The sequence below is a fragment of the Bradyrhizobium sp. genome, from assembly GCF_049512235.1.
Taxonomy (GTDB): Bacteria; Pseudomonadota; Alphaproteobacteria; order Rhizobiales; family Xanthobacteraceae; genus Bradyrhizobium.
Map to the genome: position 1 here is coordinate 1 of NZ_JBEKXH010000172.1, position 12,520 is coordinate 12,520.

The following is a 12,520-nucleotide window of genomic DNA, read 5'->3' on the forward strand; positions in this document are numbered from 1 at the left end:
CCCGGCGACTGCGGCAGCATCGCCGCACCGATGAAATGGTCGGGGAACAGCGTGGCTACGCGCCAGCACAGCTCGTTGCAGATCGAAGCCCAGGTCGATGACACGTTGAAATCGCCGATATGGTGCGCCATGAAGCTGGCGCGCGGGCTGAAGATGGTAAGATCGCTGCCGCGCTCCTGCATCTTCTTGAGCTGATTGTCGACAATGCTCTCGCGCAGTTCGTCGTCGCTGATCCGAAGCTCGCTGGCCCTGGGCATCGCCGAGGGATCCTTGATTCCGGCAATCTGCCGGTTGCGCCAATCCTCCAGCGCCTTCGGCGCCGTGGTATAATGGCCGTGCACGTCGATGATCACCTGGCTCTCCTTCGCGGATGGCGGTACAGACTGTCGGTGTTTTACAGCGCCGCCTGCTTAGCGTTTCCCCGATTTCATGCTGTTTTTGCTGACGTCTCAAAGATTGCGGATTTTGGCGCCCAGACGGAACCCGGCACCATCACCTCGCCGCGCATCAATAGTCGCGCGGTGCGCAGCAAGGCGGCACGGGTCACGTTCTGCGGGTTGGCCGGATCGACTTCGATCTCAACGCTGAACTCGCCGGTCGGATGTTCGACCGATATGTTCTTGATATTGCCCGCCGGCACCGACGCGATACCTTTCGTAGTCGAACCATCGAGCACGCAGGCCGTCGCCACCGTCACCGCCGCCAGCACACCGATCGCGTCATGACAGACGTGCGGGATGAAGCTGCGGGTAGAGATGCTTCCGCCAGCGCGCGGCGCCGAGATCAGCGTCATCTTCGGGTAGTTCTTGGCGGTGACGTCGCCGAGTTTCATGGCGTGACCGCACGCGATCCGCAGCCGTTCGATGCGCGCCTTCAATGCCGTATCGGCGTTCATCTGCTCGGCGCTCTCATAGCCGGTGCGGCCGACGGCGCTGGCCTTGAAGATGACGAGCGGCATGCCGTTGTCGATACAGGTCACATCGATGCCATCGATCAGGTCGCGGACATGGCCTGACGGAAGCAGTCCCGGTGCAACCGAGCCGGCGGTGTCGAGGAAGCTGATCTTGATCGGGGCCGAGCTTCCCGGCGCGCCGTCGATGCGAGCCTTGCCCTCATACTCGACATGGCCACAAGGGGTCTGCACGGTGATGTCGCACTGCATGTCGGTGTTGAGCGTCAGCACGCGCAGCGTCGTGGTATCGCCCTGGGGCCGGATCATACCGGTCTCAAGCGCGAACGGCACCACCGCGGCGAGCATATTGCCGCAATTGGGCGTGGTGTCGACGGTGTCCTTATCGGGCTGCAATTGGGCAAACAGGAAATCGAGATCGACGCCGGGTTTGCTGCCTCTGGACACGATGCCGACCTTGCTGGTCAAGGGATGCGCCCCGCCGAGGCCGTCGATCTGGCGCTTGTCGGGCGAACCCATGACCGCCAGCAATACCCGGTCGCGGGTAGCGATGTCGGCGGGCAGATCGCCGGCCTTGAAGAACGGGCCGCGCGACGTGCCGCCGCGCATGAACAGGCAAGGGATCGCAGTTTGCATCGGATGTTCCCTCACAAAGCGAAAGGCAACGCTGATCTGGCGTATCGGTGTATCCGCCGACACCGGCTCGCCGCGACAGCCCTCGCGCTTGGACCTGACTTGGAGCTTATTCCAACAACTGGCATGATTTAACAACTCCCGGACCGGACATGCAGTCGGCGCCTGCCACCCAACGGCGCCATCCGCTTCAATTCATTGGTATTATTCCGATTTTGGCGCCATCTCGCAGATAAGGAATACATACCATAATACCTCCACCGGAAAAGTTGCGCATCCCCTCGAACGGCTCCATCAGTGTGCGGCCGGGTCGCCAAGCTCCTTCCCGGGGCGGTGCACACACTGTGGCGAGCCGGCCCGCGTCGCCAGCGTCCGCCGGCCTGCAACAGCTATAACATCATGGCATGGTGGCGTGCACCAGCCATGCTGAAAATGCTACAGTGGGAAGCCGGCCGATCGTAGCATTCGACTTCGATCGTCAGGCCGCCTGGATCAGGTTTCTCGGCACGTGATCTGACCGCCGGATATCGACCTATTGCTTTTGAATCCCGGCGTTCTCGATCACCTTTCGCCACTTGTCGATATCAGACTTCAGTCGGGCCGAGATCTCCTCGGGCGTGCTGGCCCTGGCTTCGATGCCGAGTTCGAGCAGCCGCTGTCTCACGTCCGCCTCGCCAAGCACTTCCCTCAGGGCCTGATTGAGCGTGGCGATGATCTCCGGTGGCGTGCCGGCAGGCGCAAACAGGGCGTTCCAGGACACCACATCGGTGTTGGCGACCCCGCTTTCCTGCAAGGTCGGAATCTCCGGCGCAACTGTCGAGCGGACTTTGCCAGATGAGGCCAGCGCCCGGATCTTGCCGTCAGCCAGATTGCCCTTCATGGCCGAGTAGCTGTCGATCACGAGGGCGACGTTGCCCTGTAGGGTGGAGACCAAAAGCTCAGGCGTCCCGCGATAGGGAACAATGGTAAAATCGATGCCCGCCGCGGTCTTGAACAGCTCGGCCGACAAGTTCTGCGTGCTGCCAATATTGATCGTTCCGACATTGAGGGTGCCGGGCTTTGCTTTGGCTGCCGCGACAAAGTCTGCCAGCGTCTTGAATTCCGAGTCCGCGCTGGTGGCAAAGACAAAATCAAAAAAGCCGAGACTGGAAATCGGGTCGAAAGCCCGCAGCGGATCGTAGGGCAATTTCTCGAACAAGGAGACGCTGACCGCAGTTCCGTTGGTCAGCAACGCCAGGGTGTAACCGTCGGGAGCAGAAGAGGTGACGGTTCGGGCCGCGGCGATGCCGCCAGCGCCAGGCTGGTTCTCAATATAAAACCGGCCGCCAAGCTTGCCGCCGAGCTTTTCGGCGATGATGCGCGCCGTGATGTCGGCAACCCCGCCGGCGGCAAAGGGCAGAACGATACGCACGGGTTTGCCGGGGTATTTGTCCGCGGCACAGGCCTGACGCTGCGGAAGCATGGGTCCCGAGAGCAGAGATACGGCGAGGAACACCCGGACCAAAGCCCGGAAGGTGGCGCAAGCTCTGACAGTCATGGGCCGCTCCGGCTTTGCGTGGACTTCGATCAGTCCGAGATTTCGCAGTCGAACTGCTCGTCTCGCATCAGTTTGGATAATACGGCACGGCACTGTTCGCGATCCGCCTTGCCAAATTTAAGGCCCTTGACGGCCCAATTGGCCCCGCCCGGCGTCGCTGGCGCCTGTCGTTCGACAATAACTCCCATCAAGGCGCTGCACTCTGGGCGGGCTATCCTGACGGCTTCCGCTATTGCCAATTCCAGAGCGGCGCGCGTCATCGCCGTGTGTTTCCCCGCGGGCTGCTTCTTGCTTCGCAGTCTCATCGCGAGCCTCTCATTTTGCATGCCCCACCGGGACGACATCGTTCTTCCTTAGCGTCTTTTCTCCGTTCGGACCGCGGGCGTGGGTTTGAGATCACGACGTGACACTCCCGTCGCGCAGGCGACGGATTTCATCGATGTAAAGCTGCGCGCTGCGCTTCCAGGAGAATAGCGCCGCGCGCTTTCGTCCCTGCGCGGCCATCGTTGCGCGAAGGCCGTCATTACCCGACAGGCCAATAATCGCTTCCCGCCAGCCATCGCCATGATCCGGGTCCACATAGACCACCGCATCGCCCCCCACTTCAACCAGGCTGGCGGCATTCGATGAGATGACGGGGCAGCCCCTTGCCATCGCTTCCAACGGCGGAATCCCGAATCCCTCGGTCCTGGAAGGGAATACCAGGCAAAGCGCCCCTTCATAAAGAGCCGCCAGATCGTCGTCACCAACATAGCCGGCGTGATGAATATTGGATCGCAAGAGATCTGGCGCGATCTCCGAGAAAATACCCGAAGCCGCGCCGACAACGACGATGTCGATTCCGGCATCGTCCAGTGCTTGCGCCCGATCGAGGATGACATTGACGTTCTTGTGCTTCGCGCGGCTGCCCTGCAAAAGCACATACGGCCGTTTCAAGGCGTTGAGGAGCGGAATTCGGGCCCGGCGCGCGTCCCACCGCAGCGCGTGTTCGTGACCATTGGGTGCGACGAATATCTTGTCGCGTCGACAGATGCCGTATTTGGCCAGCATGTCCGCGGAAAACCCGGATACCGTCGCGATCCTGCTTGCCTGCTTGCCTACCAGCGGCAGCAAGGTACGATAAGCCATGCCGAAGGCGCGCGAATAGCTCTCCGGCCGGATGAACGTACTTGCATCATGAATGCAGACGATGTGATTTCGTCCCAGGATCGGCCCGACATTTCCAAGGCTCAGCACCCCGGATCTCGCATACAGGGGCAATATGAGCTGGTCCCAGGCATGCCCCGATCCGAAGTTCGTCTGGCAAATGCCGATCGTCGAAAGAACGATCTTTACCTCGCTGCCGGACGGCACAACGAGCCGCATCTTTGGCGACCTCTCCTTGGTGGGCTCTTGCGCGAGGATATCATCCAGCGCGACGACAATTTCGTACGCATAGCGCTGAACACCCGTCATGCGTTGGCTCAGAAAGCGACCATTGATCGCCCAGCTTCGCCCGTCATCCACACCGTCGTTGCAGTCATTCATCATTGAACGTCAATCGGCCTGTGCGGTCAGACTCCGTGCGCCGGCGGGCGAATGGCGATCGCCATCGCCGCGCATATGAAGCCGGAAAACGGCCCCGAATTCGCGAGCGAACGCTTTGCCCAAGTGGATCGCCGCCGGATCCCCTGACTATGCATCATACCAAGCCAAATAGCTCAGCGGATTTCAACGATCATGGCATGATCGTTTATTTTCAGCACTACGCTGTCTGCGTTTGTTAACGTTCGCACTGGAGAAATGCCCGAGGTCGCATCGTAGATCTTCACTTCCGTGTAAGTGGCGCCCAAATTAACCACGATGTTGCTGTCACCAGTCACCTGTTCGCCCCACACCACCAACTCGAATGCGCCGTCGCTCTTTTGCAGCAGCAGATCATGAACGGTATCGCGCGCATTCGCGATGGAATAGTCGAGCCTGCCAGGACTGGCGACCGGGGTGTTGTCCGCCAGGATTGATGTAAGATTGTGAATGTAGTTCGCCGCCAGCTTGGGCGTCCAATCCTGGTGGAACAGCCCCTGGTTGCCGCCCCCTCCCTCGCCTTCTCCCAATTGATAAATAAAGGTGTACCGCCAGCCCCGCTTGAACTGAGCAAGATAGGTGTTGACCAGAATAACGCCTTGAGTTCGCTCGTCATCGAGAGTCGCGGCATCCCAACCGGTTTCGGTGGTCACGCGCGGCAGCGCTTCAAGTTGGGCGCTGGAATAGCCCCGAAAGTGCCTCTTCCAGGTACTGCCATAGTTGCCGTAAAGCCCGTCCCAGCGCGCGTTCAGCGTCGGGTCCGCCGCCTGCCATGCCTGATTGTCGCCATATCCGCCGCGAACCCCGGACACATAGTTGTGCACATTGGCATAGTCGGCAAACCCCGTGCCGTCGGACAGCAGGGTTCCGGCTGCCGTGGGAATTGTCAGAAACTGCAGTCCGACATTTTTAGTTTCGGCACCGCCCTCGGAAACCTGGAAAACCGGGTAAGTCCCAAGTTCCGGATTGTTCTTGACCGCGCTGTAGAGATCCATCTGGAGCTGGGCGACGGCAGTCCAGCTCCCGGTTGGTCCGCCTCCCTGTTGTCCTTGATACGTGACCGGGAAATTATTGGGTTCATTTGGCCCCTCGATGGAGAGCAGTGCGCCGGCACGGGCCAAGGTGTCCGCGGCGTCCGTCATCTCCACCACCTCGGACCCCAACAGATCGACCCGAACGCCGGTCTGCGCATGCAGCATGACCAAGCCGGACAGGTTGCGCCGGCTATCGCGAATGTTGCGAACACCAAGATATCGCAGCGGCTGGATATAGGACTGCGGACTATAGCCCTGATCCACATGGGTATTGACGCCGAGAGAGCCCAGAAACGTGTCGCAGCCCACGGCGACCAATCGAGTCTCGTCGGGCTCCGAACCTCGAAGCAGCGTCTGCTGCCCGGCACCGGCCGAGCCCAGCACAACCAGTAAGCCAAGTATGATGTGTCGTCGAACTCTCTTCATCTCCACGAAGCACCGCGGTCGGCCGATGGCAACCGCATCTCACTTGTTCCGAACTGGGATTTCTGACGAATGCGTCTTCAACATGCGACTGCCGGATACCCGAGTTAACTCAGCTGAACAATGCGGTTTGGTGAACTGCGACCCAGCATCAGGTCGACGGCTGCAAGCACGTTGCCCTTTAGCCTTCCCCTGCGGTCGATCCAAGGTTCCGGGGAAACGCTGCGAACCACATTGGCGGCGATGTTGCGCCACATCAGATTTGCCGCGCGCGTCCGGGAAATCGTCCCCTTGCGAATGAGGTAAACCGGATTGGCAATTTGCGAGTACCCTAAGCGAACGCCCGACGTGCGGCCAAGCTTGGCGCCCAAGTGAACACCGTGCAGGTTATTGGCCTTGACGATAAGGCCATGGCGCGCAAGCTGGCGCGAAAAATCGATGTCTTCCTGCCAACCGTAGAACGGAAGATTTTCATCGAACAGAATTTTATTGAGCCGGATAGGCGCGGTCCGGAATGCCATGTTGCAGCCATAGGTCCCGTAACATTCATAAAAATTCTCGCCGTCATCCCCCCCTGCCGGCCGGGAGCCAACAATGCGCAGGCCCTCCTCGGCGCTGAGACCCGGCCCCGTCGCGCCATCGGCAAGAACGTGTCCGGTCGCAGCAACAATGTGCGGGTGGGCCAGAAACAGCCTTTCCAGATTTGACAGGTAGCTGTCACAGACAAAAAAGTCGTCGTCAAAGAATGCAACGATATCCGCGCCGCTTGCGGCCGCAAGGACCGCGTTGCGTTGCGCCGTCAGTCCGCTCGCTCCATCCAGAACAAGGGTCGCTGCCGGAAAGCGTTCGAGAGCGGCCTCGTCAACATCCGATGGCGACATGCGGCTGATCAGCAGACGATCTGGCGGGCGCGATTGCCGCGCCAAGAGATCGACCGCCTTGGAGAGAATCTCGCGCCGCCCCGCGGTTGCGATCCCGACGACCATGTTGAGGCGTTCAAGCGTCATGCGATTCCCAATGTCTTGCGGGTTCGAGCGCCGTGCGCGGGCCGCGCGAAGCGTTTGGAGAAATAATCCTGCGCGCAACCGCCCAGTCCTCCCCCAGCTGCCTGCGATCGATCAGGACCATCGACAGTCCGTAGGCAAACAGGCCTCCAGCGAGCCCGACACACATCCAGGTGATGTCAGCACCGAACACATTGACGATCATGGTGTAGCATCCGGACGCCACCACGGCCGAGATTGCCGGACAAACAAGGCCGCGCAACATCGGCAGCGCATGGCATCCGGTTGCCGCGGCCGGAAACCGCAGCATCGAGACACAGAAGATCATGGTGACGAACACGATCCCGCACACGGCGGCATCAAGACCCAGCCACCAGCCCAGGCCGACCGCCAGCACACGCCCCAGGCTGAGACCGAAGACGCACCAGAAGAAGATATCAAGACGACCATAAGCCATGAGGATCGGCGCTGTCTGGCTGCTGATCACGCTGAAGGAATAGGTCGGCAGGAATACCTGAAGAAAGAACGTAAGGCCGATCCATTTTGGGCCGAGCAAGAGATTGACGATTTCCGGCGCCGCGGCGGCAGCCAGGAAGCTGAAGGGAAAAAGCGCGATACCCAGCATCCGGCAAAGTCGCCGATGCAAAATGACGATCTGGCCCCTCTCACCCGTCAGGGCCTGGACGTAGAGCGCGGCCCAGATCACATTCGATGCCGCCTCGGTTGAAACCTTTGAAACCTGATTGCCAAAGGTGTAGCTGCCCAGCGACGTGGTGCCGAACATGCGGTTAACAAGAAAGTTTTCGATCAGACGGCCGGCGTATTCACTGATGCGGATCGCGATCATGGTGCCACCGGAAACAAAGTGATCTCGCAGCGCCCTGAAACTGAAAATCGCCCTGGGGGGATGAAAGGCGGCCAAATTCAACAGAACTGCCCGGATGGCGTAAATCACCAGATACTGCACTGCCAGGCTCCAGGCTCCAGCGCCGCGCCATGCCATCGTCACGGCAACCGCCGCGCCGACGACGTTGGCCGTCAAGTCGGCGGCTGCACTAGCCCCAAGATGCTTGCGCCGCGCCAGCCGGGCTGACGGCACCACGGAAATCGTCATGAACAGGAGACCGAGAGACAACAGGCCGATGATCCCGGGAAGCCGAGGTTGTTTCGCAAGATGGCCCAGGAACAGGCCGAATATCGTAGAGCAAAGCCCCAACGCGATGCCAAGAAACGCGAGAGCCCAGAACGCACTCGACCAGACCAGCTCGGAAGATTCATCCTCTCGAGCCAATGTCGCTCCCAAGCCCCCATCGGCCAACAGCGCAATGAGAGCGACGGTCGGCAACGCCAAGGCATAGAGGCCGAATTCATCCGGCCCCAGCAGCCGGGCCATGACGGGAAACAGCAGCAGTTGGAGAATGAGCTTGATACCATTCACGGCACCCGAGGCGATTGCTCCGAACGCCAGCCTGCGATGGCTATGGGTAATTTCCAGGGTCACGATTTCCCACTACTGCGGAACATGCACCGCTAGACTTAGCGTCTCGGAGCAGGCCGTCAAATAGAGCTCTCGATAAGTTGGCATCATAGATAACAGCGCGCGTAGGGTGGGCAAAGGCGCCCTTGCGCCATGCCCGCCATACTGGATCTGAAAAGATGGTGGGCACGCCATCGGCTCGCGCGTCGCACGATCCGATGGCTTTGCCCACGGCCTGATGACGTCAGGGTCTTTATGCGTTTGATCGTCTGCTACTCCAACCTGACAGGATTTCCGAACCGCGTCGCCACGGCGGTGATGGCTCCGGATCTCTGACATTCCATAAAGCCCAGCCCCTCGCACGGGCCCAGGAAGCGCAGCCTCGGCAGACACCAACGGTGCTGCGCATGGTCCGCGAACAGATTTCCAACCCGTGTCGTGACCGCCGTCGCAAAACCCGCAGCCTTTGCCAGGCGAAACTCGCGCGCGCCGCAGCTCACCGCGTCGCCGAAGGGATAAGCAAAGTGGCGAACCTCGCGATCGATGATCGTCTCCAGCTGCATTTTGTTGCGCCGGACATCGTCCGAGGCTGTTGCTTCATCAAGCAACGCCAGCCGGCGATGCGTCGTGGTATGTCCACCGATCTCGAGCAAGGGCTCGGCCCGGGCCGCCGATGCAAGTTCGCCGACGGTCAAGGCGTCGCGATCGAGCGCCTCGCTGGCCGTCATCCGATACGCTTCGAACAGCGAGCTCAACGCTTCGGGTCCGAGTGTCCCGTCCTTCATCCATCGCTTCAGTTTGTAGTAGGCCTGGATTTTCTCCCGGCGCGAGCCCATGATGAGCCGCTGTTCCAAGGCCTCGACATCGATCGCGCAATTGTCCCTGACCAGATGGCGGACCTGGCCCCATCCGTAGTCTTCATAACGGCGCTCCAGAAAAGCGCTGGTGACGTAGATCGTGAATGGCACGCCGTATCTCTTGAAGATCGGCAAAGCAATGTTGAGATTGTCGCGGTACCCGTCGTCCAGCGTGAAACTGACAAACCGGCGTGCCGATCCGCTCTCCAACTGGGCAATCGCGTCCGACAATGAAAGCACAGCAACTCGCCGCGCCAAGTAGTAGCGGATCATCTTCTCCAGGAAAGCGGCGGAGGTGTGAGCGTTGTCCCTGGGCAGCGGGTCGTCATCGGCCACGATGCTGTGAAGCATCAGAATCGCGCCGGCGCCGCCATATCTGGGTGCCGCGAGCGCCGTCAGGCCGGAGCTTTCGGCCATCTGGCCGAGCCAGCGCATTGCGGTGTGCTTACGTGCCATGCACTGCCACGATCCTGTTCGCCGGTGCCGCCGCGCGGTTGGCGTCCGCGTAGATCGCCATCAAGCGTTCGCCCCAGCTTTCAGGTGAATGAGCGAGCGAGCCGCGCGCTTCCCAAGCCCGTTCGCTCATGTCCCGAAGGCGATTGTCACCGACAGCCATCATCTTCATGAGTTCGGCCAGGCCCCTGGCGTCGTAAGGGTCGCAAGAGAAGCCAATCTCTCTGCGGACGATCTCGTCGCTGGTCGCGGCAAACCTGGAAATAATAACGGGAATTCCGCTGGTCAGGGCCTCAAAGGCCACCAGCCCGAAGGTCTCGCGCGATGCCGTCGGCATCACGACCACGCGGGCATCCCTCGCGATCCGCGCGACCTGCTTCCGCGATTGCCAGCCCAACAGCTCGGCCTCAGGAAACGACTGCTCGAGCTGCGACCGCAATGGACCGTCACCGATCATCTGAATGGGCGATCCGGCGTCCCTCGCCGCCTGCGCCAAAAGCTCGGCGCCCTTGTCGTGATCGAGGCGTCCGACAAACAGGAATTTGCGGTTGTTCTCAACCGCGATCCGCGTATCGGACCATGGTGTCACCGGGTTGCGGAGCACCTTGATGGAGTCCGGGTTGATTCCGCCGCGTACCAGATGGTCCACCATGCCGTCATGCACCGCCAGGATCGTCGCGTTCTTGCGCGACAGATCGATCAGCCCACGCAGCGCCACACTGCGAACCACCCGCCAGATTTTCTGCAGATAGGACCGTCGGTCACAATCGGTCGCCAGGCAGGCGCCGGAAAGAGGCGTAAGTTCGCACGGCGACTTCTTTTTGAAGTTAAAGTATCCCCCGTTCGGACAGGCCAGGAAATAGTCGTGGGTCGAGACAAGCAACCTTTCCGATACGGGATTGAGGACGTGGAATATCGACGGCGACAGGATCTTGGACCAATTGTGAAGATGATAGACAACACCTTCGCCATCGACCTGCTTTATCACGTTTCTCAGGACTTTTGCGGCCTTGGCGCTATACAGTCCGGCGGTGGCCGCAGCGAATGCGCCGGCCTTGCCTATTTCCTGACCCCGTACCGGTGCAACCTGGACGCCCAGATCGGCGAGTTCGGCATTCTGTCCGTCGTCGCCGCAGACGTAAGTTACGGCCACTCCATTCTTGCGGAGGGCGCGAACGGCGGACATCGCCACGGCGGTTGCGCCGTCGCGTTCAACAGCAAGGTCGCTGATGAGGACAACACGGCGAGGCAAATCATATAATCTCGCGGCCAATACTCGTACCACCCGAACACAATTTCATAGACCACAGTCTCAATGAACCAAAACGCCGCGCCCCTGAACACCAACGCAATCCGTTGCCAAGTTCGCAACGGGATGGTCCGGAGATATCGCAGTTCCGTCGCCGTGGAAATTTTCGGCCGTCTGTCGTCGCGATCCACAAGGTCGCGAAGACCATGTCACAACTATGGCCGCCACTGTGACTATCCGCCGCAATGCGCGCGAACCGAACTGTCGATCGCGTTTCGATAGGGAATATCCGCGTAATCGTCGCGTCGCGTGAGCGGCTTGATATGATAACCGATACGCCGCAACAGCGGCTGGCGCCGCCACGCGACGTCGGCTCCGTGCAGGGCTTTGGCCATCTCCAGATAGGGTTCGAACTCGGCACGTCCCCACGGCGCGTAGACGCCGTCCCACGGCTTGAGCTTGCCGACAAAATGCACGATGGCCGGATCAATGGCCGCGTAGGAGGGGAGCGACATGAAATGCCGAAGAAAATTCCAGCGCAGCGACAGGTTGGTGGTGCGACCACGACAAACGTGATTGAACGCGCTCTGGTCGTGCAGCCTGCATGAGCCGGGCCTTGCGACGAGAAACTCAAGAGCCTTCGGACCGATGTCATTCCAGGTATCCGGAGAAGCCATCATGACTCCGGAATTGAAGTACGAGCCCCAGTGCTCCGGCGAGAAATCCAGGCCCTCCATATAGGCTCTGTTGGCCGCCGCATGCGGCATCCCATCGACACTGTGCAGTGCGACCCAGTCGGGCACGACGCCGACGGTGCCTTCCGGCAGTGGCGTCGTCAACAATTCGGCCAGCGGCCGCCGGACTTGTATGTCACCGTCCATGTAGATAATTCGTTCGTAACGATCTCCGAGGAGACGGGCGACGAACAACCGGAACAGGGCCGCCCGGTTGACGTGCGTCCGAAAGAAATCCTTCGGCACGGATCGATCCAGGAGATCCGTGAGCCAGGCAGGAATGACGCGGATAGACGCGCCAGTTACGGATTCGAATATGCCTTGACGCTCCGGCGTCAGACGGTCGCTTTCCAGGAAGACGACGACGTCCGCGCTTGCGGGCGCGTGTTCGCGCGCCTGTTTGGCGCAGACCAGGGAGGGGAAAAGATAGCCCTCATCGCACAACAGCGCGATGCATTGGCGCCTTGAATTGATCGACGGGCCCTGGATCATTTCGCGCGTATTCCCAGGCGTCGCGAAATTGCCCTGTGAACGGCCCCGCGCAACAGTCCGAACGCTCCGATGACGTTATATTCCTCGCGTATTTCAATATATTGCTTTGGATGCACGATCGACAATGGCAGCGCGCGTGCCGCGGATCGCGAAG

General features: G+C 60.4%; 12 protein-coding genes. 1 reads left to right on the top strand and 11 read right to left on the bottom strand.

What is annotated here, in order from left to right:
* The 5 genes from ABSG20_RS17180 to ABSG20_RS17200 form a co-directional block, all read right to left on the bottom strand.
* Positions 1-353: amidohydrolase family protein (locus tag ABSG20_RS17180; RefSeq protein WP_423865709.1), on the bottom strand; the 353-nt coding region annotated here is incomplete at its 3' end.
* 74 nt (positions 354-427) lie between these two features.
* Positions 428-1,546 carry a 4-oxalomesaconate tautomerase gene (locus tag ABSG20_RS17185; RefSeq protein WP_423865710.1) on the bottom strand — a complete coding sequence of 373 codons (1,119 nt, stop codon included), beginning with the start codon at positions 1,544-1,546 and terminating at the stop codon, positions 428-430.
* Between the two features lie 529 nt (positions 1,547-2,075).
* On the bottom strand, positions 2,076-3,080 hold the full coding sequence (locus tag ABSG20_RS17190) for a Bug family tripartite tricarboxylate transporter substrate binding protein (RefSeq protein WP_423865711.1): 1,005 nt from the start codon (positions 3,078-3,080) through the stop codon (positions 2,076-2,078).
* Between the two features lie 29 nt (positions 3,081-3,109).
* A complete protein-coding gene (locus ABSG20_RS17195) occupies positions 3,110-3,340 on the bottom strand; it encodes a hypothetical protein (protein ID WP_423865712.1) in 231 nt (76 codons plus the stop codon).
* Positions 3,341-3,476: 136 nt separating this feature from the next.
* Positions 3,477-4,130 (bottom strand): glycosyltransferase family 4 protein, encoded by a 654-nt coding sequence (locus ABSG20_RS17200; protein WP_423865713.1) that lies wholly within the window; start codon positions 4,128-4,130, stop codon positions 3,477-3,479.
* 126 nt (positions 4,131-4,256) lie between these two features.
* On the opposite strand from ABSG20_RS17200, the gene ABSG20_RS17205 reads away from it, so the two are divergent.
* Positions 4,257-4,613 (top strand): hypothetical protein, encoded by a 357-nt coding sequence (locus tag ABSG20_RS17205; RefSeq protein WP_423865714.1) that lies wholly within the window; start codon positions 4,257-4,259, stop codon positions 4,611-4,613.
* A gap of 167 nt (positions 4,614-4,780) precedes the next feature.
* On the opposite strand, the gene ABSG20_RS17210 is transcribed toward ABSG20_RS17205, so the two are convergent.
* The 6 genes from ABSG20_RS17210 to ABSG20_RS17235 all read right to left on the bottom strand — a co-directional run bounded on the left by ABSG20_RS17210 (position 4,781) and on the right by ABSG20_RS17235 (position 12,366).
* Positions 4,781-6,061 (bottom strand): glycosyl hydrolase, encoded by a 1,281-nt coding sequence (locus ABSG20_RS17210; RefSeq protein WP_423865715.1) that lies wholly within the window; start codon positions 6,059-6,061, stop codon positions 4,781-4,783.
* A 146-nt stretch (positions 6,062-6,207) separates the two neighbouring features.
* Positions 6,208-7,107, bottom strand: coding sequence for a glycosyltransferase family 2 protein (locus ABSG20_RS17215; protein WP_423865716.1), 900 nt, complete (start codon positions 7,105-7,107; stop codon positions 6,208-6,210).
* Positions 7,097-8,605, bottom strand: a complete 1,509-nt coding sequence (locus ABSG20_RS17220; protein WP_423865717.1) for an oligosaccharide flippase family protein — start codon at positions 8,603-8,605, stop codon at positions 7,097-7,099. The genes ABSG20_RS17215 and ABSG20_RS17220 overlap by 11 nt, the downstream gene beginning before the upstream one ends.
* A gap of 248 nt (positions 8,606-8,853) precedes the next feature.
* Entirely contained in the window at positions 8,854-9,894 is a 1,041-nt protein-coding gene (locus tag ABSG20_RS17225) for a polysaccharide deacetylase family protein (RefSeq protein ID WP_423865718.1), read from the bottom strand.
* Positions 9,884-11,044 carry a glycosyltransferase family 4 protein gene (locus tag ABSG20_RS17230; protein ID WP_423865719.1) on the bottom strand — a complete coding sequence of 387 codons (1,161 nt, stop codon included), beginning with the start codon at positions 11,042-11,044 and terminating at the stop codon, positions 9,884-9,886. The genes ABSG20_RS17225 and ABSG20_RS17230 overlap by 11 nt, the downstream gene beginning before the upstream one ends.
* 329 nt (positions 11,045-11,373) lie before the next feature.
* The gene (locus tag ABSG20_RS17235; RefSeq protein ID WP_423865720.1) at positions 11,374-12,366 is read right to left on the bottom strand and encodes a glycosyltransferase family 8 protein; all 993 of its coding nucleotides are present in this window, start codon (positions 12,364-12,366) and stop codon (positions 11,374-11,376) included.
* Positions 12,367-12,520 lie beyond the last annotated feature (154 nt).

Excerpts from the sequence above, each read along its gene's own strand:
- ABSG20_RS17185 (WP_423865710.1), bottom strand. The coding sequence starts at position 1,546 with ATGCAAACTGCGATCCCTTGCCTGTTCATGCGCGGCGGCACGTCGCGC.
- ABSG20_RS17190 (WP_423865711.1), bottom strand. The coding sequence starts at position 3,080 with ATGACTGTCAGAGCTTGCGCCACCTTCCGGGCTTTGGTCCGGGTGTTC.
- ABSG20_RS17195 (WP_423865712.1), bottom strand. The coding sequence starts at position 3,340 with ATGACGCGCGCCGCTCTGGAATTGGCAATAGCGGAAGCCGTCAGGATA.
- ABSG20_RS17200 (WP_423865713.1), bottom strand. The coding sequence starts at position 4,130 with ATGCTGGCCAAATACGGCATCTGTCGACGCGACAAGATATTCGTCGCA.
- ABSG20_RS17205 (WP_423865714.1), top strand. The coding sequence starts at position 4,257 with ATGAATGCAGACGATGTGATTTCGTCCCAGGATCGGCCCGACATTTCC.
- ABSG20_RS17215 (WP_423865716.1), bottom strand. The coding sequence starts at position 7,107 with ATGACGCTTGAACGCCTCAACATGGTCGTCGGGATCGCAACCGCGGGG.
- ABSG20_RS17225 (WP_423865718.1), bottom strand. The coding sequence starts at position 9,894 with ATGGCACGTAAGCACACCGCAATGCGCTGGCTCGGCCAGATGGCCGAA.
- ABSG20_RS17235 (WP_423865720.1), bottom strand. The coding sequence starts at position 12,366 with ATGATCCAGGGCCCGTCGATCAATTCAAGGCGCCAATGCATCGCGCTG.